Origin of the sequence: Aminobacterium sp. (genome assembly GCF_034926885.1) — a bacterium.
GTDB lineage: Bacteria > Synergistota > Synergistia > Synergistales > Aminobacteriaceae > Aminobacterium.
The window spans coordinates 37,901-59,994 of the sequence record NZ_JAYFQR010000004.1 but is presented as its reverse complement, the minus strand read 5'-3'; the positions used below and the strand labels follow the sequence as shown (position 1 = coordinate 59,994).

Sequence of the window (22,094 nt, the reverse complement as noted above, 5' to 3'; positions counted from 1 at the left end):
ATCCCCTTTAGTCAGTTTTTTTCCTTCTTGCCATCTTTCTCTGATTCTTTATTAGGCTTCACGAGAAGATGATCAAACGATGCCACGAACTCATTAGTGGCGGTAGACATGATCGTTTCTAAGTTTTCGCCTGACTCTTTATCCAGCCATTCTCCTACCTGTTCGACAGTCAAATCACGGTTCTCCCACAATAATCCGGCCCATATTATTGAAAGCAAAATATCTATTCCTACACGGCCGCCATTAATAGCCTCTATCATCTGAGGAAAAGAAATTCCCATATCTCTCTCCATCGCCCGAAGAGAAAGAAGACCAAATTTCAAAGTCATGGAGCGACCATTTAATGTTATTAGCTTCATGTTCTCACCTCATATTAAGGGGCTGTTCCCTGTGTCCCTTTTGCAAGTTCACCGTTTCCTTCAAACTTGATAGACAGGCCAATCGCATCTTCAGTAGAAGCAGTCTCAGCCCAGCCCGTAAGGATTATTTTCCCTGTAAGCTGAGGTTTTCCATCTCCTGTCCCATTTGGTCTGATCGTAATATCTATTTCATTTCCCGCTACCATATCCGTCCAAGCTTGTTCTTGCGCCGGATCACTGGGATCATAAAAACATTCAAGAGACCCGGTCCACCCAACCTGCCCTACTAGTCTTTTTTTCCAATATGTGGAGAGAGTCGACACATCTATTGTTCCGAGGGCCGTCTCAAAGTTGTAGCTTTTTACCTCTCCAAATGGCGTATCGACAGCCGCCACTTTGATCATCACTTCTGCATTTTTTCCTGCGATAGCACCCATCGTATAACCTCCTATCTAAGATAGATCCGATATTCCAAAACCCCATGCCACCATTTTGAATCTTCGTCAAACAACACTATGGAATCTTCAAAAAGAAAAACCGCCGGAAGGGCGGCTTGAACTAAATCCATTATTTCTATAAGTTGTTTCCGGCCTTCGCCAGGAGCCCACACATCAATTGAAAGAAGAACTCTCCTTTCACTGTCATCCAACAATCTGCCTTCCTGGATTTGCGCATTGGAAAATGTAATATATGGCCCGGGATCATATTGTTCAGGATGATAGTCATACACTCCTGTAATGACAGACATAAGGGCACTATTTTCAGTAAGAGAGGAATAGAGAGATCTATAAACGATGTTTAAGCTATCCATAATCAATCGCCCTTTCTATAGCTGTCTCAATGTCCCTGGCTATTTCATCTTCCTTGGCATTAAAAGCAGGACGTAAAAAAGGCTGAGCTTGCCTATTTTTTGTTCCGTACTCAACTGCAAATGCGTAATAGACCCATCCCTTACCCTTCTTTTTTCTTTTCCTTCGGCCATTGTTTCTTGGATAATCTGCTTCTACTCTTACACCAAGTGATTTTCTATATTTAACACATCGTATCGATTGTTTTAATGCCCCCGTATCCTCAGGCGCTCTCCTCACTGCGTCTCTTTTTATCTTCTCAGCACCCTTTTCAATTGCAGTCCAGACAACCTCACTGAGGACTTTTTCCTCAATATTTCGAAGATCTCTGATCAATTCTTTTGCTCCTACAGTTTTGGTTGTCGTCAACTTTTACACCTCCGTCACACAGTCAAGAAACAAACTTCCCCTGTCTGCTCCTGGACGTGTCGCCTTTATCCTCAAAGTGTATGATTGCCAGATCACAAGATCGTGAATAGAAGGCATACGGTCAGGATTAGGAATACGAATCAATATTTCATGTGTCCGGAAATCAACGTCTTTCATGGCAATAACAGCATCTTTGGCAGCAATAGGCTTAACTCTGGCCCAGCATGACATAAGAACATTTTGCGTTTTAGTAGAACCTCCCTGTCCATCTGAAACTCGTTCTTCCCTTTTAACCAGAATGCGATCTCTCAGTTCTCCTGCGGCAAGTCTCATAACGGCCACACCCGATCTATCCCAAGAAGCAAATATGCTCCTAATGGGACAATGTACAGAGGTTTTTCTGACACGTTTTCTCTATAAAGATACCAATGAGCAACCATTAACAATATTGCTTGTTTTACATTTGCCGGAACGCGTGAACTGTCACTGCCATATCCCGCTTCATATGTAATTTTTACGCCTTCCGTTTTTCTAAGAACCACATCAGGCCATATTTCTCCCTTATTCAGGGAAATATGGCCTTTAGAATTGAGAAAATAGATATCTGGATTCACTTGGATTTCTTCTCCGTTTTCATCCAAGCAAACAACGGATATGATCTTCTGTATCGGCCCCATAGGGAGGACAAAAGAAGCATCCGGCCAGATATCAAGAAAAAGTTCGTAGGTTCTGGTAATAAAAGATCTGTTCTGAAAGGATTCCGCGTGTTCTCTCGCCGTTTGGATTAAATTACTTATAAGAGGATCTTCATCTGTAAGTTCCACCCTTAGATGCTGTTTTGCCTCTTCAAGACTTACTGGTTCGACGGGTGGCGGAACGAGCATTCTTGGATTCACGGCTTTCCACTCCTTTTATATGTAGAGATCCCAAAGGCAAGGCGTATCCATAACGTATTAACATCCTTGCCTCTCCGTCTTCCATTTCATATTCTTTGCCCGCCAACCTTACTGATACCGGATCAGCAGATGTCGTTTTCATACGAACTCTCATGCCGTTCACTCCTTGTAAAAAGGGGAGTTTTAACACTCCCCTTTATGCCAATTTCACTCTAGCGAAAGCCTCTGCCAGAACCGGAGCACCATCCCAGTAGCCCCTGCCTATGAATCCAATCTGACTTGTAGCTGCGTAAAGTTCATTCAGCCGCTGTATCTCCATCCCCATAAGTTCAGCTATCCAGTAGTATTCCCAGTTACATAGAGCACCAACATATTTACCAGTCGTAAAGGTATTAGGCGCATATTCGCTTTCGTCAATCGGAAGACCGAGAAGAGTGTCTGGTTCAGTTGTGATCAGACCAGGTCTCCATATATACTGTCCATCATTGTCCTTCAGTTTGCTTATGCTCTTAAGAGCATCTCTATGGAATATCCATCTGGCCTTGCCGCGATATTGGGCTTTAAGCGCAAATTTCACGCTGATAAGCCCATCAGCGGTTATTTCCGTAGCGGTATTCCCTTCGGAAACATCTCTTGAAACAGGAATCCCATTTGCCGATGCTGAAAAAATCCCCAAAGGCTTCCCCGCTCCGTCCCCGTTTAGATACGCATTCTCCTGTGTAATAGCAAACCGATAGGCCAGTCTGTCTGCAACAATAGTTTCTGGAGAAATAGCCGCAGTCCGGAGTAGCTTCATCGATACTTTTACAAGTTTTGAAAGCTGTTGGGGAGTAAGATTCCTCTTTCCAAAATCCATGGAAAGATCTTCATCCACATTGGCTATTTCAGTGGTCCATGTAGGGTCAGACATATCTGCATCGAGTGTCGGGGCTCCAAGACTGTCAGAGGTTTGAACAGGAAGGATGGTAGCATTGTTGCGCACAAAAACCCTGTTATCCAGTCCCTTGAGAAGTTTCGCTATAAATTCCTCTGGAGCGTGAAGGTATCCACCTGCTGTGCCTGTATCGTTTGCGAGTGCTCTGTATTCGCCAGAGTCGCCGTTAATAATGAAATTGCGAAAGGCTACTGCCTTACGAGTTTCTTTTTGAGTTTCCCCCTCTTTATTACGCTCCTCTTCAGCCATAGCCCGCTCCGCTTCGCGAAGTTCCTCTTCACGTTTAATGGCTTCACCAAGAGACCTGATATCCGCAAAAAACTTGTCATAACTGTCTTTTTCTTCTGCTGACAAGTCCCTTTTTTCCTCTTCGGCCCGATCAAGAATCTTTCTCGCCTCAGCTACCAATGCCGCTCTTTTACGTTTCATCTCGTTTAAACTCATCTCTTGCCCCTCCTGTATAAGGTGCCGGATGTCCCGGTCATATTTCTGCCTCTATCTCAAGGCGTCTTTTCAACACTTCGACATGAGGTCTTTTATCTGCCGAACGTTTTCGATGTTCTTGTGCCACTTCTTCCATAGAACGCACATTTACACTGGTAGATGGGTATGCAGGATATGTCACTGGAGAAATGTCATATAATTTCCCCACTTCCACAATAGTGCGAACTGCCGGCTCCTTGCTGTCATCCCATTCTTCAACTCCACCTGTCATTGAAAAAGCAAAACTCGACTGACTGACATCCCCTCGCTGAATACTGCTAATCAAGTCTTTAGCCCATTGAGTGTCTGGCGGTGTGATCTCGTATCTCAATCCAACTTCATCTTCTGAAAGTTTCAGCGTTCCGCTCTTCTCCCGTCCTAAAATCAGATTTGGATCGTGATTAAAAAGGGCTCGGGCATCTGATTTTTCCAACGCTTTTAGGAAAGCCCCGGGCCTGATCTGCTCTACAAATCCCCACATTTCTTCTGAGGGAGAATTGAACCTTGCCGCATACCCAATGATTTTGGCTGGTTCGTTATTTTCACTTCTGATTTCTATAGAATCAGACATTGTTCTGATTTCTTTTTCCACTGCTGCTTTCACCTCCTTGTCCCCCAGATTCTACTGGTACCATCTGCATTTGGAGAAAATGCCGATCGCCCCCGACAATAGGAGGAAGATTTTCTTCTTTTCGAACTTCATTTATGCTCTTCCATCCGTTTCGTATTGCAAGAGAATGAGCTTCATTCCGGCTTTTCACATCTCCACGCATTAATCCGTCAACTTTAAATTCTGCAAAATAACGCTTCTGCTCTTTTTCTGACATAAGCCTTACGTTCAGAGACTGCTCTATTCTCTTCAGCCATGGAGAAAGGGTAAATTTAACAAACTCAATGCCTTGATGTTCGATGTTGGAGTTGTGAACTATTACTCCATTTGCCACGAAGGTATGGAGTTCTGCTACCTCCAGATCGTAAACAGGTTCAGGAAGATCAATGCTGATCTCAGAAATGCGTGCCAAACCGCATTCTGTTGATCCCCGATTAACACCGCCATAGCGCGGATATTTCCTGCCCTTTCTGCTAAACAGTTGCCCTTCATTTACTCTGCATCGATATTTTTCATCATGAGACCTAATTCGTTTATTGGCTCCAGGGTCAGGGCATGTGAACTCATATATCATTCCATCAAATCGAGAGTCGTTCGGAAGGTGTGTTGTTATCCTCCGTTCACACAGATTTGTTACTGGGACACCAACCGTCATACATAAATGACGAATCTGAGAGAGCCTTTCGCGATTAACGCTGTAATAAGAAATGCGTCCCCTTTTATCAACACTTCCACAGGAATCTAGGCATCCTCTCAAAAAAGCAAGCCTGTATGTAGATGCCAGCCCGAATACCCATCCAGGCACTTTTTTTGTGCGGGCGTCGCCAGAAAAGCCGAGTTTTTCTAGTTCCTCAGCCGTCATAAGACTTGGTCCTCCTGTCTGGCGGTCGACGCCTTCGAGGTACACAGCGAATGCGGCTAATCCGGCTCCAGTTCTACCGTTTTCGCTTTTGTCAAACGAACGGGATTCCTCACGCATCACGTTTCTGCAATAGTCCATGTATATTGCTTTTCCCGCTTTAGCCAAGGTCACTCCTGCTCTTCTACTTACGGGCCCGTCACCAAGGAGCAATCCACAAAATTCCATAAGCCCTTCGGAGACCTTTCTTGTTGGGCACTGCTCGCCACCGTAAGAGGGCAGCAAACTATTAAAAGTTACTATGGTGTCCCCCACCTTCAGTTCACCCGCAGGAACATACTCGCACATCCATCTCACACGCTGACAGCAACCGCATCGTGTTTTTAAAGCTTTTGTTTTCCGCAACGCCAAAACACGATGAGCCTTATTTGCTCTCAAAGTGCGGGTTGTTGTACGAATGGTCAGTATTTCGTCCACTCCGCTGCATACGGACTTTTTTACCTTCGCTAAAACCATAGTATTGCCGTCCCATGACCAGACCTTTTCTCCAGCTTTTATATTGGCAATTGATTTCGGACCTGTTTCCGAAAGCACTTCGACATCTGCAGGAAGACAAAACGTCGCCTTATCAAGATCACCAATCATATGCGGAGGAATCCGAAATATGCCGCATATTTCCGTTCTGTTCATCTTCCTGGTTTCAATAAGCTGTGCATCCTCCGGATTTATAGACATTGCGTGAAATTTCATGCCTTCTTCCAGAATTGCTGTTTTATGGGCATTATCAACGCGTCCATAAATATCAGACCAGTTTTTACGGAGTCTTTTGGCTGAGTCTTCAGACAATTTCCCCGGATGTTCAAGGACTCCTCCAGGAGTAGCTCCATTTTTAAAAAATCCTCCGGCATATTTCGTGGCTGAAATTCCAAGCCCTATAGTTTCAGCAGCCAGTCTGATAGGACTGTAGCCTTGAATTCCGTCAAAGCCCATCCCCGGGATATGAAGAATCTCGTCAAAAAGATATGTCCCGGGCCGTCCTTGATCATCTGTAACGTCATAGACGATTTTTCCTGCACTGGTTTTCCGGATAAAAACGCGATCGGGCCTCAATTGCCGAAGGGCAAAAACCCGGCCATCATAGCTCCGATCTATAAGTGCATATGCATTTCCCCATGCAGCCATACTCATCCCCATGAATTCCCAGAAATGGAATGCTGTCGTGTATGCATTAGGTTGGAGAGAAAGAAGCGGATACAGGTAGAAATCTTTTGCAACCTGTCTGCTGTCATCGCCAAATCTTTCGTACACCTTAAGAGGGAGCTGAGCGATAGATTCAGCCAAGACACGAATGCATGAAAAAACGGCACTGTATCTCAGTGCCGCTTCCTCGCTTACTATTTCACCGCTTGATGTCTCACCCCATGCAACCCAGATTCTGTCTCCACGTTCTGTAGGAATCTGCGATGGATGGAAAGACCGGAATATTCGTTTGATCAGATTCAAAACCATCACCCCTCGCTATATCGAAACAATTCCACGCTCCTCATAAATTGATTCCGTTGAGTTATCCTCAATCTGTCTCGATATGGCATTCAAAAGAGCTACAATCCCATCTATTTTGTCTATTGACTTTGATTTATCAGGCTTCAAGTTACCCGCAGGGTCCTGTGTCACCATAACATTAGCGGCCATCCACTGGAGAACCGGATTGCCGCCATGCTTTAATTCCATTGCGACAATTTCGCGTTCGAGTTCTCGACAAGCAGGACTCATGGTCTTGTAACCTTGTCTTGTCGGAACCATAACAAGACCATGATCTTCCAGTTCTATCGCTGTTTGGGTAGCATTCCACGGATCAAAGGCTATTTCCTGAATTCTATATTCCTTTGCCAGTCCCAGAATTCTCTCCTGAACATATCTATAATCAACAGCGCTCCCTGGAGTAACTTCTATCCACCCCTGATCGGCCCATAGCTGATAAGGGACACGATCCCGTCTTTCTTCAAGTTTCCTCTCAGGAAGCCAGAACCACGCTTTACAATCACCTGTAGCTGGAAATTTCAGTACAAAAGCCGTGATATCCGTAGTATTCGATAAGTCAAGACCTCCGTAACATGGAATCCTTGCCAAAAAGTCACCATCGGTTACCCCGCAGCACTTTGCCCATGCTTCTGGAGGTATCCATGCTGTTTCTGCACTGGTCCACACATTCATATGAAGCCTGAGAAACGCATTTTGCGCTGCCGGCGTATTTTTTGCTTTTCGCGCCTTTCTTTGCAAATCATCCAGCTTTACGCTTATACCCAAATTGGGATTGCTCTTTATCCAAAGCCGCTCATCCTGCCATTCATCACCATCATCAAGAGTAAAAATTATTCCCCAGAAGGAGTCATCTTCTACGACTCCCGTCAGAATTTTCTCTGTGTAATCATGAAGTTCTCGGCAAATTCCCTCTCTTGACACGCCGGCCGTAGTGATAGCGAAAAGAAGAGGCTGTCTCCGTGCCCCTGTTGCCGTTTCAAGGACATCCCAAAGGTCCCTTGTTTTATGGGCATGGAGTTCATCGACAATCGCTCCGGAAATATTGAGACCATCCAGGCTGTTGTAGTCAGAACTAAGCGGCTCAAATTTTGAATTCGTATCAGGTACAGATAATCTGTCTTTAAAAATTTGTATATGCTTTCTAAGAGGGCTAGAAGACCGCACCATCCTCGTAGCTTCAGAATGCGTTATTTTAGCCTGATCACGTTTTGTTGCTGCTGAATATACTTCTGCTCCAGGCTCATTATCCGCGTCAAGAAGATAAAGACCGACTCCTGCCGCTTCCGTTGATTTTCCGTTTTTTCTGGCGATTTCCTTGTATGCTGTACGGAAACGCCGGGAACCGTCCTCTTTTTTCCATCCAAAGAGCGTCCAAAGACAGAACTGCTGCCACGGTGAGAGGATAAAAGTGCGTCCCGCCCATTCTCCTTGGGAATGTTTGAGAAACTTGAAGAAACGCAATATCCTTTCTCCCGACTCTTCGTCGAAATAAAGGCCGCGTTCTTTACCTGTATCAAGATCGCGAAGATGCCTTTCAACCGCCAAACTGGCCCACTTACAGACTAGTGTTTTCCCTTTCCGGACGTCTTCGATGTATTTTTTAGCGATCTTGCCACAGTTATCCAGTTGACGACCGGAACACACCATATTCGTCATCCTTTCGGTCTTCTGGGCTAGACAGCCGTTCCCTTGAAGACGGAGTCAAGCCAAACTGTTCTTCAAACCGTAAGGCGGCTAATGAATTGTCCCTGAAAATCTGGGCAGCAGGATGTTTTCTCGCCAATCCCCGTTCATCCCTGACAATCAGACCGTCCGTATCTAGAGTTTCCTTCGCTTCATGAGCCAGTTCAAGGTGTTCACAATATCTTGCAAAAGCGGCAAGGTCACAGGGAGTCAAAATTCTTTTCTCCGAAAGGATATCGAGGACCTCCTGTGCTCGAACACGGACCTTTTCAGGAAGATCCTTCGGGAGAGACAAACCAGAAGATGGCTCGATATAGAGCGTTTCCCTTTTCTTTTTGTGCGATTTGCCCTTAAGAGCTTTTATTTTTGCAGGAGCCGGCTTTGGGCCTCTTACACCCATCTCTTCACTTCCTTTTGTGGAAATTCAAGCAAACTCGGGGACAAAAAAACGTTATTCCGCCGACCGTTGGTATCACTGGCTTTATAGCTTTTTATATACCCCCTACCCTTTGTTTCTCTCTTTTGCGTGTTTAATGTTGTGGCATCTATGACATAAAGCCTGAAGATTATTCACACACATAGGATCTCCGCCATCTGTTATGGGCACAATGTGATCCACCAGATCCGCCGATGTAACTACACCTCTTTTCAGACACGCCTCACATAGCGGATGTCCAGATCTGTACCACTGCCTTAATTTTTTCCATCTCGGAGAATAATAAAACTTGTGCGCCTCAGGCCTTGATTTGTTATAGCCTTTGTCTTCGTGTTTCCTCCACCGTTTTTGAAGAACCTCTCTCTTTGCTCTTTCCCTGTTCAGATACGCTTCTCCCGGTTTGTTGGGCAAACAACGACACTCTCCCTTCAGCCTTGCTTATGCTCTAACTCTTTAACTAGGTTATTAATCCTGCTGATAACCTCCTGAGCATAAAAAAAGGCCTCGAAGAGTTTCTGCTCTTCGGGGCCTTCCCGCTATTATTCAATGATACCATGCTACCATGAAAAACCCGGGTTGTCAGTTCAGTTTTAGTATAGTTTTTTATTCCGGGTCAAATCCCAACATTCTGGCAGCCTTTTCAATAAGCCTTACGCGCCATGACTTGAATGTGCCTCTTGACACATGAAGGAGTTCAAGACACCTGTCCCATGGCAGCTGTTGAAAATACCTGTAGTCAAGCAGATCAACCAAGGGTGATCTTTGCTCTCTCAACGTAAAGATAAGTCTTGTTACAGGTTCCGTTTTCTTCTCAAGCCTCCGGATATCTTCCTCGATTGACTCTATCCTCAGCATAATTACAGCTACTGGCTCTGATGTCATAATACCTGCATTGACTCGTTCCTGGTAGTCAGTCGTGCTTCGCAAAAGTGGTATATTCCGCAGTTCGAGCCGTTTAAGGTCAAGCCTTTCCCTGTTTTCCCGGTAGTTGTACAGACAGGATTCAACGTACTGGAAGATTCCAGGATGCAGACTCATACGATCACCCCGTAATATGCAAGACATGCGGCATCAGCACGCCCGTCACGGATTTTCCTGCATCCTTCCGGAACAAGGGAAATTCCAGGAAACGCCTGACAAACAAATTGTATTGCCCTATTTTTACCCTTTCCCTGCATACCCTTGAGAACTTTCCCTGTCCATTCTGAAGGACGGACCGTCCTATACGGAATCCCGAGTGTTCCCAGTATGCCAAGCCATATTCCATATCCTCTCCCGAAGTTGAACGCTCCGACTACCCCTTGCTTGGGCATGGCCTGAGCCCGCTCAAGAATAATCACGCATGGCCCCTTCAAAGCAACTCTCCTAAGGATTTCAGCCATGGCCGCTATATCGTAGTCTTTGCCTGCTCCTGTTTTATATACTGGGCAATCCTCAAGCAATACTATTTCAAGATTCTTTGCGTCTATTGCGCATATTCCCCCGGATATGCCGGGATCAATTCCTATCGAAAACATGACAGCCTCCTAAAAAGGGATATCAGACTCCTCAAAATCTTCCTGATATGCGCCTTCGCTCTCCTGGCCTCCGGCGAAAGAATCTTTTTTTACAAAGACCGGAATGGCCACATATTTTGCAACAACCTCATATGCCGTCTTCTTCTGCCCGTCTTTTTCGTATTCCCGGGTCTTCAGCCGTCCTTCGACGTGAATGGCATCACCTTTGACAAAATCAGTGCTGATTTTCTTTCCAAGCTCGCCCCATATCACTATATTCCACCACGTAGGCAGCTGATCAACCCAGTCTCCCTGAGTCCCTTTATATCGATTGTTTGTGGCCACACTGAAACGCGTATAACTCTGCCCGCTGTCAAGAAAACGGGTTTCTGGATCTTTACCGAGATGTCCGATGATCGTCACCGCATTTCTGTTAGGCATGTCAATTCCTCCTGTTCTCCCGCTTCAGCGGAAATCATGCGTATAGTCTTTCCCAAATGTCTGGCTATCTGAATTTCCTGCCGTACACCTACTGACAATTCCCAACCATCGATACACACTACCCACAGTTCGTCTGCCCATGAAATAAACGTCGTATCAAAGTCTTCCCAGAAGCGCCAGTCTCCCGGAAGGCAATGCTTCAAACTCAGCGCATGCGTATATGTGATTGGTGAAAAGACATGAACTCCATGCTTCAGAAGACATGCCGCAACATTGTTCGCCGCCTCAACGCTTTTGCTTTCGAGTCCCGTATACGGAATAGCCAGATATACTTTGAGTCCTTTGTTGCTTGCTCTCATAGCTTCAGCCCTCTATTTTCCAAACCCACGCTTGAAAGGCACAATTTTTTTAGAATCCGTAGACTTCCAGCATCTTGAAAACCATGCGATGTAAACAGGCATATCGTACGTGCGACCTCCAAAAACACTGGTCTCTCTGAAACCCCACTGACGCCTGTTAAAGCGGCACCACTCATCAGCATCCTTACGGCAAGCTTTGCATTCTTTATCGCAGGCCAGAATAAGCTCGTATTTTTCGAGTTCGTCAACAAGCTGATGCGGCTGAATATCCGGGCAAAAAGAGCGGGCAAAGGCCATGACCTCAGCCCATCGCTCTTTACGGCTTCTGAAAGCAACGCCATCAGCCTTAAGACGCCTGATAACAGCCTGAATGCCAGCCATACCGGCGCTGAGGGGGATAGGCTCTTCTGGCGCTCTGCATTCCTGCTTCGCATTTCCCATGATTTTCAACCTCCGTCATGATAATTGCCTTCCCGAATCTTGACCCAGTTCTCCTGGCGTATTACCCAGTCAAAAGTGAGTCCAGGAAAACGAGCCATAAGAAAATCACTTTGAGCCACGTACTCGAAGAATTCACGCCATACACCGACATCACTCCACCCTGGCGTGTTCCAGATAGCTTTCAAAAGCTTTTTCCTTTTGGCCGTCAAAATCCCGGCTTCAGGTCTGCCACGAGGCCCCATCACCTCATTCCAGATTTCTTTTATTTTTTCGAACGGGCAGAGCGGAGCAGAGCCGGCGGAGCCATGCTCTTCTCTTCTCTGCTCTTTTGTAGGTGAAGGTGAAGGTGAAGGTGAAGGTGAAGGTGAAGCGGGGTTTTCCGTCAAAAGGCGTTTATTGTCGCCATTTTCCGCCATTTCTCGTTTATAATTTTCAATTACCGCCGTTTTGTTTTCTTTTGTTTCTTCTTCCGCTGTTTTTTGTTCCCACGGGTTGGAACTGCGGCGTTTTGAGAGGCTTACATACGGCTGATATTTATAAAATGTATCGGAATCAAAATAGATACGTTCGTTTTCTTTGTCCCAGAAAATAAGCTTCAGTTCATGCATCCCTGAAAGGGCTTCTGTTATGTCGCTCACAGAATGATGGCGGAAGCCGGGAATAACAATCATGGCTATCTCTTCAGGGTTTCCCGTAAGCGCTCCGTCGTCCCCTGCATGCGGAATGAGCCAGGTATAGAGGAGCACGGCGAAATCGCCGTACTCCCTGGCCAACGTATTTATCCGGCTGTCAACTGAGATCTCCGTTGATATGTACCGCTTCCTGGCCATCCTGATCCCTCTTCTCTATTTCAGCGGACAGTTCCGCTTCATCAAGCTTTATTCCGCCCGAATAGGCGGAGTAAATAGCGGACTCCGACTTTTCCAAGCCTGACATTTTTACCCAATTGTCAAGTATTCCAACAGTTATACCGGCCCCTGAGTTATAGGAAATCCATATTTCTTCCGGAATTTCAATGCTCTGTACCCGTGCTTCTTCATTTTTGGCGAGAATCGAACAATAAACAGCCTTTTCCTCCTTAACACCAGCCACCATGGAAGCATGCTTCTTTCTCTCTTTCGCATCTTCAGCCTCCGCTCTTGCTTTTTCAGCCTTCCTGAAGGCCGCTTCATACTGTAAGTCTTTAAAACCCTCTATAATGACCTGTTCCATTGCAAATCATCCTTTCGTTTCAAAGAGAGCCATCTGGCCTTCAGTGTCTTTGTTCTGCGGGATGGGCTGCCATTTTTCACAGCCGTCCATTTCAGGAAGCCATATGCCGCGCCTGCACCTCTTAATCTTAGAATCCCACGCTGAACAGGTTGGACACTTAAGCCCCCTGTTTGCCATGGCTAAACTGCCCCATTCACATCGCTCGCCGGAACGGGTTCCGAAGACAGTTCCGCGGCTTCCTGAAAAATTTCGCCAGATGCCTCTTTTTCCATGGTTTCATCTATGCGCCGCTGAAGATCCTTTTCCAGTTTTTTCATATCGTCTTCATTCCATACTTTGGAAGGTTTACCCGGAACAATTTTAAGAATGGCATTTTTAGCATGGTTGGCGTTCCCGCAGACCATAAGATATCCACGCCAGATTTCACTTCGCCTGTCGGACTGATCTACGCTTTTTTGTGATGTTTCCGCTTTTTCAGTTTTTGCTTTTAAAAGGGGGGCAGGTTGAAAGTCTGAGCCTGACTCAAGCCATTTTTTAAGAAGCTGGCCAGTATCTTTAGAAGGCGTGAATATCTGACCATCAAAAAGACTGGTTCGGTCTTTACTGGCCTGGGCGTTATGATTGACATCGAGATCTATCACTAAGGTGAACTCGTAATCCATGCCATCTCTCTGTACAGGTGCCATCCCTACCTTTTGAGGAACCTGAATAGTCCGTCCGTTTTTCGTTTCCTCTTTCAGGACATACTCAGTTTTTGCCCGCATGGTGGCGATAATATGACAGCGACTGGTAAGCATGGCTTCTACGAGCTTATTATGAAGTGGCGTAATCTGTCTCCAGGCTGTATAAGAGTTTCCACGTCCCGAATCAGCAAGCTTGCCCTGCTGATCCAAGAGACCGCCCTCTCCTGCCCAGGCATGAGTCAGCGAGTCAATGATAGCCACATCATACCCGGCTTCCTCAGCTGCTTTTAGGGCAGCAAGATACTTCTGAACTGTGTATGGAGGTTCAATCTGGCATATGTCATAATCAGGGATGCCTTTCATTCCCGCGTAGAGGTCGCCTGACCCGTTCTCAGTATCGATAAGGGCTATTTTATCCCCCAGGCCAGCGGCAATAATAAGAGAGGAATAGGTTTTTCCGCTTCCTGCGGGTCCTACAAGCCCCATGCGAAGCTTCGCCTTGCGCCGTTCCGCCTTCCTGAAAGCCATCAGGCACACCTCCTCTGGTATTTCTCAAGCTCCTTCTTTGTGTAATAAACATCCATCAGTTTCCCGAAAAACTGGTAGCCAAGATCAAGTTCTCCGCTTCCAAGAACAATGTCATCAAATCCTTCGTCTTCTGTCCGTCCAACACGGAGAATTCTTGCCCCATCAAGTGGATACCCGTTTTCAACCATCATGCCCCAGTAGGCTGAAACCTGAATGCGATGTTCGTCATAAACAGCTTTGCTCGTCTTAATGTCGATAAGCCACCGTTCATTTCCAATGAAACCGTACCAATCTATAGTTCCTCCAAACTTAAGCGTTTCAGAAACCATTTGTTGTTCTATAAGACTTGTCTTCATATGAAATCCCGTCTGACGCTCCCATTCATAAAAGCTAAGGACTGCGTTTTCCGCTCTGTCAATCTGTTCGGGAGAATACATGCTGAAATCCGGAATAGGACCGCCCAGATAGTTCTGTATCATTTCATGAGCTAACGTTCCGATCTTTGCCGTCTCATCCACATACTTGCTGCTGTCAATGCCTTGTAAACCGAGATTATTCGCCCATTTGACCAATGCCGGCTTGTTGAGAAGTCCGAGAACAGTCGTTACCCCTGGAACCCGTGTCCCATCGCTTAAAACGTATCTCTGGTGAGCCTTTGTCCCTTTCAGCTTTTCTGTTTTCATTTGTCACACTCCATTCGCAAGTGATAAAATGTGACTGGGAGTTGCCGCTCCCAATCACAGCGTTTCTTAGGAGACCCTTGGCATTCACGCCAGGGGTTTTTCCGCGCTTTTGCGATGTTTACCACCTGGAGGAAGTACAAGCATTGCGTCTATGGCATTTGTCACCCTGCCAAGCTTTTCCAGTTCCGTCAGAAGTTCAAGCACTTCCTCCAATTTTTCTTCCAGGTTCGCAACAAGAAATTCTTTTCTTTCCCTTACCGCTTCCGCCAACTTCTCTGTCGTACCAAGGGCATTCAGTCTGTCCAGCACAAAAAAGACCTCCTTTATCAATCGTTTTCACACATTCTTCTCAGCCGTTTTACATCCGCCAGAGAAAGATTTTTTTCCGCTTCGCTCATACGGCCGCGTTCGTCAGCAGAACAAAGATGGTCAAGGAAGTAAGAGGTGCTTTTGCGAATAAGGGTTTTCCTCTTAAAAGGACATGTTATGAGACCGCCTCTTACAATAGCTTTCAGCATGCTTCTTCTCACTTTCAATTCCCCCTCCCCATGAAATATTCCTTGAACTGCTTCCCGTTTCGTTTGACTGTTTCACTTTCTATAGGAACGCCGCGTTTTTTGAGATCATAAATTCTGGCCGAAAGCCTCAGACATCCAAAACGTCTCAAAGCTTCCAGTGCTGTTATCCGCTCTCCTCTTTCAAGAGCTTCCTGCAACTGCTCACACTGACAAACTGTTTCAACGCTCATGGGAACACCTCCTTCACAAAAACAGTACAAGAACGTACAGAACATTTCTGTACGCATATTTTTTGAGTTGTTTACATTTTCTTTTTAGGATAAATTAGAAAGGACTACATAATGAAAGGGAGGTTTTTTTGTTGGATAAACGTCAAGACAAGATTTCCCCAAAGAATCCCGGGAAAAAATCTTTTACCCCTCCGCGTGAAGATCCTGTTAAGAAAGAACCTAAGCCAAAGAAGTCTGACGAAAAAAAGAATTAATCTTAATCTCTTTTAGAAGCCGCCCCCATCAGGCGGTTTCTAAATTTTTGTTGATCTTCAATAGAGCTTACTACGTACTCGATAACGACTCCTTTTTCCCAGTCAATACATACATCCGTCTTAAATCCGTAAGGGAAACCGTCAGGATCAAAAAGTTCAGTGTGAGCAAGAAGAATATCGCTATGTGATTCTCCAGCAAATGTTCCGACTAGCGAGGCCCTGTTGCTTTGCCAATTGGAAACTTTCATGATAGTTGATTTTGTGATTTTATCAGGATCGGCTACAACATAAGAGAACCCCGTTTCATACTCATCTATTGATGCTGGCCTATTCAGAATTTTTCCAACACAATTTGCCACAACTTGAGGGACCCAGAATGATTTTGCTCTTAAAAACGCAACAAATCCTCCCATAAAGAGAGCTATACCTGACAAAAAAGAATATTCGATCCAGAACGGAGGAGAAAATAAAATTTTGAGGTTACTCCCGCCTGCTAGGAAAGAAACAGGAAGAGGCCAAACAGATTCTAATAAGGATCTTAGTATGGAAAAGGAAGCAATATCTGCCACTCCAAAACAGCATCCAAGCACGAATACCATCCATTCGCCTCTTTTGTCCATATTTTCTTTCGTTATTCTTTTGAATACCCACAAACTGACAAAACCAGGGAGCAACAAAATCAAAAGAAATGAAAGGTTTATTTCTAAATTTTCCATAAGCTAACCTCCATCATTTTTAATCAATTAAACCTTCTCTGTATTATATTTTCAAGGTTCAATCGCCCCAGCGGGGCTACTACAGATCAATCTCCACGCTCGTTCCATCCCTTGTGATGCGAATTACCCCACTCTTACTTCTCTGCTCTCTCCCGCCGGGGTCGGCTGAGGGTTTAACAAATCATCTATGGTGCAATTAAAAAAAGAGGCTATTTTTTGCAAATCGGACAAACGGGGTTCACGTTTTCCTGTTTCCCAACGATGCACAGTATCAAGAGAACACCCTATTTCTTTAGCTAATTGGCCCTGCGATATACCTCTTTTTTCTCTATACAGACGAACCAAAAGCATTAGCCACCACCCCCTTTCCTTACAGCTATATTATATTAGTCTATTTAGCCAAAACAATAGGTCTTTAGCCTTATTTTTGTCCGTTTGGCCATTATTATCTTGTCCATTTTGCCTATTGAGGTTATTTAGCCATTTGGCATAATAAAGAAAAGGGGGGATTTAATTGCTTTTCGCAGAGAGAATTAGAGAATCTCGTGAAAAAAACAAGTTATCACAAACAGAATTAGGTGAAAAAATAGGGGTTTCGTTATCCACAATAACAAGATGGGAAAATGGGAAAAGGACTCCACGCAGTGAGGAGTTACTTGCCCTTGCGAAAGTTTTAAATGTTTCAGTAGCTTATCTCTTGGGAGAAACAGACTCCTTTGCTCCCTTTGATAATGAAGAGAAAGCAGACATCAACAAAAACGCCAAAGCAACCCCTCTCAATCTGAAAGACTACCTTCGCGTTCCCGTCATAACGATGCGTACCCCTGCCTGTGCAGGCGAAGGGAACGGATTGGACTATGTAGAACTGGAAGCTGAAGAATGGGATTTCCTTGGGAAAAAATCTATTGCTACTTATGATGACATGAGGCCTCCTTTCGGAGTGTATGTCGAGGGAGACAGCATGGAGGAAATGGATATCCCTGACGGTTCCGTCGCTTACGTCAATCCTGCAGAAGAACCTAGAAACGGGGAATGCGCCCTGGTCGTCTACAGGGGACAATGGAGCATCAAAGGTGTCTTTATAAACAAAGATGGGAGCGTCACTCTCCGCGCCGGGAAGCCCCAGTATAATCTGGAGATTCCCGCTGATGTGGCAGAAGATCCTATGTGGTTCAAGATTATAGGAAAAGTCGTGGAGGTTAAAACAACGAAGAAGCCCAAAAGTTTTTGGTAGGGAGGGAATCTAGAAATGTATGACAAGTGGAGTAAAAAAGGTTTTATGTTTACTTTCCTGTGTATTTTGCTCATACTCTTTTCCTCGCAAAGTTCATCAGCTTATTCTCTATTCGCATCAGGTCCTAATATATTCAACCTAACGATAAATAACTGCGCAAAATCCCAGATCAAGGAACGCATACTAATGGATTGGCTATCTCAGGGCTTTACTCTTAAGACTGATTCTGATAACCAAATAGTTCTAGAAAAAGTAATAACTGATATAACAGGAATCTTTTTCATGAATATCCATACTGGCCAAATGCCTACAGTCAGGCTTATTTTTTCTTTAGCTCAAATCAGTGAGAATACGTTTGTAAGCACACATTACCTGATAGTTATGAATGCGGGGACTGCTTATGAACGCATAGAAGCTGGCATTAACAAAGAAGCGCAAAAGAAGCTAGAGAGTTATCTCATGCATTTAAAAAACGAAATTGATGGCACTCCGATAATGGAAATGGAAGGAGCATTCGCGACCTTACCATCAGAACAAACATCAAAAAAACGATTAAGCGGAATCACCCTTGGAGAGAGGTCCGGGAATGGCATTCTAGTAAATAGCATTAAAGCGGAAAGCATTGCTGCTACTGCTGGGTTAAAAGAAGGAGACGTTATCTTAGAAATAAATGCCCGATCTGTATTTGAAATGGGAAGCAATGAAATTATACAGTATATAGATAAAAGTGTAGGGGCAGGCCGCACTGTCGTTATTAGCTATGAAAGAAATAAAGAAATAGATCTAGTTACTCTAAAGTAACAAAGGGAGAAGGGAGAAGCTCATGACAAAGTGCCCAAGCTGCAAAGCTACCATTGAGGACGGGATACGGAAATGCCCGAACTGTAAAAAAGAATTGAAATGGAAACATGGCGAACCAGTTTTAACTGTAGGGCAAGCAATGCAGGACATAGGCAAAAGCCTAACTGTAATTGTGTGGGGCCCACTTCTTCTTATTGCAGTTTACTACATCATAAAGAAATTATTATAGACCCAAACAACGCCCATGGACGGCTCTGTCAAGATTTATTTCACTGCTCTTCAATACAAGGCTAGGAACTTCACCAATATATTTAATAGGTAACAAAACATGGAGTTTTCTTGGCTAAAATAACGACAGCCTTCATTCAAAACTCTTTTCCTATATCGTTTATTAAACATCTATCTTTTTCTCTTAAAAATGAATAACCCCATGAGAATATCAAGATATTTTTATTTCACACTCATAAATAGGGGGTATTTGGATGGGAACAGAAACTTTTTATAAACACCAAAGTCTCCAATCTCGTGTCAAAACAAAGATACTTTGCGCCTATTTTGAAAAATGGGCACAAATTATAAAAGTCACAAAACAAAAACACAAAAAGATAAATTCAAAAATAATTTATATGGACCTCTTTTGTGGACCAGGGCGATACGATGATGACAATCTCTCTACCCCCTTGCTCATTTTAGAAAAAGCAAGCAAAGATCATGAGATTATGAGAGGCCTTTTATGTTATTTTAATGACAAAGACAACATTGCTATTAAAAAACTAGAAAATGAAATTTCTGCACTTTATCCGGATATTCCTAATAACCCCATATACACTAGCATGGATGTAGGTGAAGAAATAGTTCAGCATCTAAATACAAAACCCTTATCTTGTCCATCATTATGTTTTATAGATCCTTGGGGATACAAAGGACTCTCTTTAGACTTGATAGGTGCCTCTATAAAAGGATGGGGCTCTGATACTGTTTTTTTCTTCAATTACAATCGTATCCGCCCAGGGATCGAAAACCACGTAGTAAAAAAACATATGGAAGCGTTATTTGGAGAAAAACGTTTCTCTATGCTAAGAGAAGTTCTATCTAAAAAAAATATCAGGTCTAAAAAAGCGGAGAAACTCATTATTTGTCAAATGCGCGAAGCCTTAAAAGAAAATAGTGGTTGTAACTACATTCTCCCTTTTTGTTTCAAAGATGACCACGGCCAAAAAACATCCCATCATTTAATTTTTGTGACGAAAAATTTTAAAGGCTATGATGTTATGAAAGAAATAATGGCAAAAGAAAGCAGCCGCCACATAGAAGGCGTTCCCAGTTTTTGTTTTAACCCATGCGATTTATCATCTCCAAATGATCAGTTAAACCTGTTTTGCACGCCTATTGATGATCTAAAGGAAGACCTTCTTGTAACATTTGAAGGAGAGACGCTATCAATGCAAAATATATATGAAAGACATACTCTTGACACAAAGTACATAAGAAAGAATTACAAAAAAGCTCTGAATGAACTTTATAAAGAAAATCGCATCTCTACTCCTCAAAAAAAACCTCGAGGAGAAACTTTTGCAGATGATATCATCGTTTGCTTTCCTTAAATTTTCTTAATGCCTGTAATTTCCTGGGATTATCGTTATAATAGAATTGTTAAGGAGGTGGTTTTATGGCTTTGCAGTCATCTATTGAGTGGACAAATTCGACATGGAATCCTCTAGCAGGGTGTTCCTGCGTTTCTGAAGGCTGTCGGAATTGTTATGCAATGGCTATGGCCGCCCGTCTTGAATCAATGTCTCATGAAAAATATTTCGGGTTAACGAAGAAAACAAGGGAAGGTCGAACTATCTGGACAGGGAAAATACACGTGGATCAAGATTCAATAAAAAAACCTTTAACATGGAAAAAACCTCAATTAATTTTTGTCAATTCAATGAGTGACCTTTTTCATGAAAATGCTCCTGAAGAAGCTATCGTCCAAATTTGGGATGTTATGTCTAAAGCTTATTGGCATACGTTTCAAACTCTTACTAAAAGACCACAAAGAATGTTTTATCTTATAAAAAAGCTTAATCTTCCTTTACTTCCTAATCTTTGGCTTGGTACTAGTGTTGAGAATAAAAACGTTATATCTCGCATTGATATCTTAAAAAAAATACCAGCAACTATTCGTTTTGTATCTTTTGAACCTCTTATTGGTTCTGTTGGCAACGTAAATCTAGAAGACATCGATTGGGCGATAGTTGGCGGAGAATCCGGGCCACGATCTCGTCCACTCGAAGAAAAATGGGTAGATGAAGTTTATCATTCGTGTCAAAAATATGGGACACTTTTCTTTTTTAAGCAATGGGGAGGCACGAACAAAAAGAAAGCGGGACGACTTTATAAGGGGAAAACGTGGGATGCTATGCCTACACCATTTGTAACACAAAAAAATCTTGTTCTCTAAAATAGAGATTACAATTTTTACATTAATGCTATAACACTACAATTCGAGAAAAAGCTTTAATTACGCCAATGAGGGGTAATTAATATATGTTTATCTATAAAAATCTCAATTTGTCAAACTTAGTTTTTTGTACGAATATAAATAGTCATTGTGCTTTTTGTTATAAGACACTATATAACCTCTGAAATCACGTAGATGCTAACATGAAAAATTCTCTTCTCGTTTTCTAAGCAACGATAGATGTTATTTTTTGTATTCACAGTTTTATGCTACCAAGGCAAACAACAAAACAATATCGAATCAACTTTTTGAATATTATCAAAAGAAACAATTTCAAAATAAGACATTAACATAAGTACAAAACTCTCAATGCCTACAATGACTACTATTATTATCAAAATAAAACGGTATATTCGTTTTATTTTGATTTTCTCTCTTATTTCTTTCTTGTGTTCCAATTTTTTCTGAAAATACATATGTAATACTATAAATAGCGCAAAGGCACATAAAGCGACCCAAGACCCTGCAAGCCATATATTATCTAATAAAATAGAAAATGAAGATGCTGCTGTAATCCAATAAAAACCTAGTGCAGTAAAAACGGCTCCGTAAATCTTAGTTTCTTTTTTTGTTATTGATGTCATAAATGCCCCCAACATCCCTATAAAACCGCCTACAAAACTATGTACTAATTCACACTTTCTGCCAAAGGGAATATATTTTCCAAAAGAATCTGCCATATTCATCCACAATATCAGGCCTATTATTAATATTGAACCAATTAAAAGAAGTGGAATCCTTTCCGCTTTTGGACATATTGCATTTTTAACGTTTTCATCTTTTCCCAAAGACACTTCCCTGCCTCCCTTTTGCACAAATCTCATCGTATTTTGTCCATATGTTACCTTATTTTGAACAAAATTAAATACCCTCCATGCTTATTATAAAATTAATTATTTATCCAATCGTAAAGTAGATAAGCAATATTTCATATCTATAACGTTTCGCCATATTTATGCTATACTACTTT

Annotated in this window: 33 protein-coding genes; 5 read left to right on the top strand and 28 right to left on the bottom strand. The window is 43.3% G+C overall.

Annotated features, from left to right (window positions below; genetic code table 11):
* Nucleotides 1–11: 11 nt before the first annotated feature.
* The 27 genes from VB083_RS02865 to VB083_RS02735 form a co-directional block, all read right to left on the bottom strand.
* Nucleotides 12–359 carry a hypothetical protein gene (locus VB083_RS02865; protein WP_323401719.1) on the bottom strand — a complete coding sequence of 116 codons (348 nt, stop codon included), beginning with the start codon at nucleotides 357–359 and terminating at the stop codon, nucleotides 12–14.
* Nucleotides 360–373: 14 nt separating this feature from the next.
* Nucleotides 374–796: a phage tail tube protein gene (locus VB083_RS02860; RefSeq protein WP_323401718.1), complete on the bottom strand. Its 423-nt coding sequence runs from the start codon at nucleotides 794–796 to the stop codon at nucleotides 374–376.
* An 11-nt stretch (nucleotides 797–807) separates the two neighbouring features.
* Complete coding sequence (locus VB083_RS02855) at nucleotides 808–1,170, bottom strand: DUF3168 domain-containing protein (protein WP_323401717.1); 363 nt, start codon at nucleotides 1,168–1,170, stop codon at nucleotides 808–810.
* Entirely contained in the window at nucleotides 1,163–1,576 is a 414-nt protein-coding gene (locus tag VB083_RS02850) for an HK97-gp10 family putative phage morphogenesis protein (protein ID WP_323401716.1), read from the bottom strand. The genes VB083_RS02855 and VB083_RS02850 overlap by 8 nt, the downstream gene beginning before the upstream one ends.
* Before the next feature lie 3 nt (nucleotides 1,577–1,579).
* Entirely contained in the window at nucleotides 1,580–1,909 is a 330-nt protein-coding gene (locus VB083_RS02845; protein WP_323401761.1) for a phage head closure protein, read from the bottom strand.
* Nucleotides 1,906–2,472, bottom strand: coding sequence for a head-tail connector protein (locus VB083_RS02840; protein WP_323401715.1), 567 nt, complete (start codon nucleotides 2,470–2,472; stop codon nucleotides 1,906–1,908). Before VB083_RS02840 ends, VB083_RS02845 begins: the two co-directional genes overlap by 4 nt.
* Entirely contained in the window at nucleotides 2,423–2,626 is a 204-nt protein-coding gene (locus VB083_RS02835) for a hypothetical protein (RefSeq protein ID WP_323401714.1), read from the bottom strand. Before VB083_RS02835 ends, VB083_RS02840 begins: the two co-directional genes overlap by 50 nt.
* A gap of 42 nt (nucleotides 2,627–2,668) precedes the next feature.
* Entirely contained in the window at nucleotides 2,669–3,850 is a 1,182-nt protein-coding gene (locus VB083_RS02830) for a phage major capsid protein (protein WP_323401713.1), read from the bottom strand.
* Nucleotides 3,851–3,887: 37 nt separating this feature from the next.
* Nucleotides 3,888–4,493: an HK97 family phage prohead protease gene (locus VB083_RS02825; protein WP_323401712.1), complete on the bottom strand. Its 606-nt coding sequence runs from the start codon at nucleotides 4,491–4,493 to the stop codon at nucleotides 3,888–3,890.
* On the bottom strand, nucleotides 4,453–6,861 hold the full coding sequence (locus VB083_RS02820) for a phage portal protein (RefSeq protein WP_323401711.1): 2,409 nt from the start codon (nucleotides 6,859–6,861) through the stop codon (nucleotides 4,453–4,455). Before VB083_RS02820 ends, VB083_RS02825 begins: the two co-directional genes overlap by 41 nt.
* 15 nt (nucleotides 6,862–6,876) lie before the next feature.
* The gene (locus VB083_RS02815) at nucleotides 6,877–8,556 is read right to left on the bottom strand and encodes a terminase large subunit (RefSeq protein WP_323401710.1); all 1,680 of its coding nucleotides are present in this window, start codon (nucleotides 8,554–8,556) and stop codon (nucleotides 6,877–6,879) included.
* The gene (locus VB083_RS02810; RefSeq protein ID WP_323401709.1) at nucleotides 8,519–8,983 is read right to left on the bottom strand and encodes a phage terminase small subunit P27 family; all 465 of its coding nucleotides are present in this window, start codon (nucleotides 8,981–8,983) and stop codon (nucleotides 8,519–8,521) included. Before VB083_RS02810 ends, VB083_RS02815 begins: the two co-directional genes overlap by 38 nt.
* 102 nt (nucleotides 8,984–9,085) lie before the next feature.
* The gene (locus VB083_RS02805) at nucleotides 9,086–9,430 is read right to left on the bottom strand and encodes an HNH endonuclease signature motif containing protein (RefSeq protein ID WP_323401708.1); all 345 of its coding nucleotides are present in this window, start codon (nucleotides 9,428–9,430) and stop codon (nucleotides 9,086–9,088) included.
* A gap of 192 nt (nucleotides 9,431–9,622) precedes the next feature.
* Entirely contained in the window at nucleotides 9,623–10,057 is a 435-nt protein-coding gene (locus VB083_RS02800) for a hypothetical protein (RefSeq protein ID WP_323401707.1), read from the bottom strand.
* Nucleotides 10,054–10,536 carry a hypothetical protein gene (locus tag VB083_RS02795; RefSeq protein WP_323401706.1) on the bottom strand — a complete coding sequence of 161 codons (483 nt, stop codon included), beginning with the start codon at nucleotides 10,534–10,536 and terminating at the stop codon, nucleotides 10,054–10,056. The genes VB083_RS02800 and VB083_RS02795 overlap by 4 nt, the downstream gene beginning before the upstream one ends.
* A gap of 9 nt (nucleotides 10,537–10,545) precedes the next feature.
* Nucleotides 10,546–10,956 carry a single-stranded DNA-binding protein gene (locus VB083_RS02790; RefSeq protein ID WP_323401705.1) on the bottom strand — a complete coding sequence of 137 codons (411 nt, stop codon included), beginning with the start codon at nucleotides 10,954–10,956 and terminating at the stop codon, nucleotides 10,546–10,548.
* Nucleotides 10,935–11,315, bottom strand: a complete 381-nt coding sequence (locus VB083_RS02785) for a DUF1937 family protein (protein ID WP_323401704.1) — start codon at nucleotides 11,313–11,315, stop codon at nucleotides 10,935–10,937. Before VB083_RS02785 ends, VB083_RS02790 begins: the two co-directional genes overlap by 22 nt.
* Nucleotides 11,316–11,327: 12 nt before the next feature.
* The gene (locus tag VB083_RS02780; protein ID WP_323401703.1) at nucleotides 11,328–11,756 is read right to left on the bottom strand and encodes a hypothetical protein; all 429 of its coding nucleotides are present in this window, start codon (nucleotides 11,754–11,756) and stop codon (nucleotides 11,328–11,330) included.
* A gap of 5 nt (nucleotides 11,757–11,761) precedes the next feature.
* A complete protein-coding gene (locus VB083_RS02775) occupies nucleotides 11,762–12,586 on the bottom strand; it encodes a hypothetical protein (RefSeq protein ID WP_323401702.1) in 825 nt (274 codons plus the stop codon).
* Nucleotides 12,546–12,968 carry a hypothetical protein gene (locus VB083_RS02770; protein ID WP_323401701.1) on the bottom strand — a complete coding sequence of 141 codons (423 nt, stop codon included), beginning with the start codon at nucleotides 12,966–12,968 and terminating at the stop codon, nucleotides 12,546–12,548. Before VB083_RS02770 ends, VB083_RS02775 begins: the two co-directional genes overlap by 41 nt.
* A gap of 179 nt (nucleotides 12,969–13,147) precedes the next feature.
* Nucleotides 13,148–14,179, bottom strand: a complete 1,032-nt coding sequence (locus VB083_RS02765) for an AAA family ATPase (RefSeq protein ID WP_323401700.1) — start codon at nucleotides 14,177–14,179, stop codon at nucleotides 13,148–13,150.
* On the bottom strand, nucleotides 14,179–14,862 hold the full coding sequence (locus tag VB083_RS02760; protein WP_323401699.1) for a hypothetical protein: 684 nt from the start codon (nucleotides 14,860–14,862) through the stop codon (nucleotides 14,179–14,181). The genes VB083_RS02765 and VB083_RS02760 overlap by 1 nt, the downstream gene beginning before the upstream one ends.
* Nucleotides 14,863–14,946: 84 nt before the next feature.
* Nucleotides 14,947–15,171, bottom strand: a complete 225-nt coding sequence (locus VB083_RS02755) for a hypothetical protein (protein ID WP_323401698.1) — start codon at nucleotides 15,169–15,171, stop codon at nucleotides 14,947–14,949.
* 17 nt (nucleotides 15,172–15,188) lie between these two features.
* Nucleotides 15,189–15,392 carry a hypothetical protein gene (locus VB083_RS02750; protein ID WP_323401697.1) on the bottom strand — a complete coding sequence of 68 codons (204 nt, stop codon included), beginning with the start codon at nucleotides 15,390–15,392 and terminating at the stop codon, nucleotides 15,189–15,191.
* Between the two features lie 2 nt (nucleotides 15,393–15,394).
* Nucleotides 15,395–15,610 carry a helix-turn-helix domain-containing protein gene (locus tag VB083_RS02745; RefSeq protein ID WP_323401696.1) on the bottom strand — a complete coding sequence of 72 codons (216 nt, stop codon included), beginning with the start codon at nucleotides 15,608–15,610 and terminating at the stop codon, nucleotides 15,395–15,397.
* 256 nt (nucleotides 15,611–15,866) lie between these two features.
* Nucleotides 15,867–16,580, bottom strand: coding sequence for a hypothetical protein (locus tag VB083_RS02740; protein ID WP_323401695.1), 714 nt, complete (start codon nucleotides 16,578–16,580; stop codon nucleotides 15,867–15,869).
* Between the two features lie 123 nt (nucleotides 16,581–16,703).
* Nucleotides 16,704–16,931: a helix-turn-helix transcriptional regulator gene (locus tag VB083_RS02735; protein ID WP_323401694.1), complete on the bottom strand. Its 228-nt coding sequence runs from the start codon at nucleotides 16,929–16,931 to the stop codon at nucleotides 16,704–16,706.
* 163 nt (nucleotides 16,932–17,094) lie between these two features.
* On the opposite strand from VB083_RS02735, the gene VB083_RS02730 reads away from it, so the two are divergent.
* The 5 genes from VB083_RS02730 (at nucleotide 17,095) to VB083_RS02710 (ending at nucleotide 21,064) form a co-directional block, all read left to right on the top strand.
* Nucleotides 17,095–17,814, top strand: coding sequence for a LexA family transcriptional regulator (locus VB083_RS02730; RefSeq protein ID WP_323401693.1), 720 nt, complete (start codon nucleotides 17,095–17,097; stop codon nucleotides 17,812–17,814).
* A gap of 186 nt (nucleotides 17,815–18,000) precedes the next feature.
* Entirely contained in the window at nucleotides 18,001–18,615 is a 615-nt protein-coding gene (locus tag VB083_RS02725; RefSeq protein WP_323401692.1) for a PDZ domain-containing protein, read from the top strand.
* A gap of 22 nt (nucleotides 18,616–18,637) precedes the next feature.
* Nucleotides 18,638–18,844: a hypothetical protein gene (locus VB083_RS02720; protein ID WP_323401691.1), complete on the top strand. Its 207-nt coding sequence runs from the start codon at nucleotides 18,638–18,640 to the stop codon at nucleotides 18,842–18,844.
* Nucleotides 18,845–19,097: 253 nt separating this feature from the next.
* On the top strand, nucleotides 19,098–20,219 hold the full coding sequence (locus VB083_RS02715; protein ID WP_323401690.1) for a three-Cys-motif partner protein TcmP: 1,122 nt from the start codon (nucleotides 19,098–19,100) through the stop codon (nucleotides 20,217–20,219).
* Between the two features lie 65 nt (nucleotides 20,220–20,284).
* The gene (locus VB083_RS02710; protein ID WP_323401689.1) at nucleotides 20,285–21,064 is read left to right on the top strand and encodes a DUF5131 family protein; all 780 of its coding nucleotides are present in this window, start codon (nucleotides 20,285–20,287) and stop codon (nucleotides 21,062–21,064) included.
* A gap of 269 nt (nucleotides 21,065–21,333) precedes the next feature.
* Here the strand turns inward: VB083_RS02710 and VB083_RS02705 are convergent, their stop codons facing one another.
* Nucleotides 21,334–21,918 carry a hypothetical protein gene (locus VB083_RS02705; protein WP_323401688.1) on the bottom strand — a complete coding sequence of 195 codons (585 nt, stop codon included), beginning with the start codon at nucleotides 21,916–21,918 and terminating at the stop codon, nucleotides 21,334–21,336.
* Nucleotides 21,919–22,094 lie beyond the last annotated feature (176 nt).

What these genes read in the sequence shown, in the direction of transcription:
- VB083_RS02865 (WP_323401719.1), bottom strand. Translation starts at nt 359, where the DNA reads ATGAAGCTAATAACATTAAATGGTCGCTCCATGACTTTGAAATTTGGT.
- VB083_RS02860 (WP_323401718.1), bottom strand. Translation starts at nt 796, where the DNA reads ATGGGTGCTATCGCAGGAAAAAATGCAGAAGTGATGATCAAAGTGGCG.
- VB083_RS02855 (WP_323401717.1), bottom strand. Translation starts at nt 1,170, where the DNA reads ATGGATAGCTTAAACATCGTTTATAGATCTCTCTATTCCTCTCTTACT.
- VB083_RS02845 (WP_323401761.1), bottom strand. Translation starts at nt 1,909, where the DNA reads ATGAGACTTGCCGCAGGAGAACTGAGAGATCGCATTCTGGTTAAAAGG.
- VB083_RS02835 (WP_323401714.1), bottom strand. Translation starts at nt 2,626, where the DNA reads ATGAGAGTTCGTATGAAAACGACATCTGCTGATCCGGTATCAGTAAGG.
- VB083_RS02830 (WP_323401713.1), bottom strand. Translation starts at nt 3,850, where the DNA reads ATGAGTTTAAACGAGATGAAACGTAAAAGAGCGGCATTGGTAGCTGAG.
- VB083_RS02815 (WP_323401710.1), bottom strand. Translation starts at nt 8,556, where the DNA reads ATGACGAATATGGTGTGTTCCGGTCGTCAACTGGATAACTGTGGCAAG.
- VB083_RS02810 (WP_323401709.1), bottom strand. Translation starts at nt 8,983, where the DNA reads ATGGGTGTAAGAGGCCCAAAGCCGGCTCCTGCAAAAATAAAAGCTCTT.
- VB083_RS02800 (WP_323401707.1), bottom strand. Translation starts at nt 10,057, where the DNA reads ATGAGTCTGCATCCTGGAATCTTCCAGTACGTTGAATCCTGTCTGTAC.
- VB083_RS02795 (WP_323401706.1), bottom strand. Translation starts at nt 10,536, where the DNA reads ATGTTTTCGATAGGAATTGATCCCGGCATATCCGGGGGAATATGCGCA.
- VB083_RS02790 (WP_323401705.1), bottom strand. Translation starts at nt 10,956, where the DNA reads ATGCCTAACAGAAATGCGGTGACGATCATCGGACATCTCGGTAAAGAT.
- VB083_RS02785 (WP_323401704.1), bottom strand. Translation starts at nt 11,315, where the DNA reads ATGAGAGCAAGCAACAAAGGACTCAAAGTATATCTGGCTATTCCGTAT.
- VB083_RS02780 (WP_323401703.1), bottom strand. Translation starts at nt 11,756, where the DNA reads ATGGGAAATGCGAAGCAGGAATGCAGAGCGCCAGAAGAGCCTATCCCC.
- VB083_RS02775 (WP_323401702.1), bottom strand. Translation starts at nt 12,586, where the DNA reads ATGGCCAGGAAGCGGTACATATCAACGGAGATCTCAGTTGACAGCCGG.
- VB083_RS02770 (WP_323401701.1), bottom strand. Translation starts at nt 12,968, where the DNA reads ATGGAACAGGTCATTATAGAGGGTTTTAAAGACTTACAGTATGAAGCG.
- VB083_RS02765 (WP_323401700.1), bottom strand. Translation starts at nt 14,179, where the DNA reads ATGGCTTTCAGGAAGGCGGAACGGCGCAAGGCGAAGCTTCGCATGGGG.
- VB083_RS02760 (WP_323401699.1), bottom strand. Translation starts at nt 14,862, where the DNA reads ATGAAAACAGAAAAGCTGAAAGGGACAAAGGCTCACCAGAGATACGTT.
- VB083_RS02745 (WP_323401696.1), bottom strand. Translation starts at nt 15,610, where the DNA reads ATGAGCGTTGAAACAGTTTGTCAGTGTGAGCAGTTGCAGGAAGCTCTT.
- VB083_RS02740 (WP_323401695.1), bottom strand. Translation starts at nt 16,580, where the DNA reads ATGGAAAATTTAGAAATAAACCTTTCATTTCTTTTGATTTTGTTGCTC.
- VB083_RS02735 (WP_323401694.1), bottom strand. Translation starts at nt 16,931, where the DNA reads ATGCTTTTGGTTCGTCTGTATAGAGAAAAAAGAGGTATATCGCAGGGC.
- VB083_RS02725 (WP_323401692.1), top strand. Translation starts at nt 18,001, where the DNA reads ATGGATTGGCTATCTCAGGGCTTTACTCTTAAGACTGATTCTGATAAC.
- VB083_RS02720 (WP_323401691.1), top strand. Translation starts at nt 18,638, where the DNA reads ATGACAAAGTGCCCAAGCTGCAAAGCTACCATTGAGGACGGGATACGG.
- VB083_RS02715 (WP_323401690.1), top strand. Translation starts at nt 19,098, where the DNA reads ATGGGAACAGAAACTTTTTATAAACACCAAAGTCTCCAATCTCGTGTC.
- VB083_RS02710 (WP_323401689.1), top strand. Translation starts at nt 20,285, where the DNA reads ATGGCTTTGCAGTCATCTATTGAGTGGACAAATTCGACATGGAATCCT.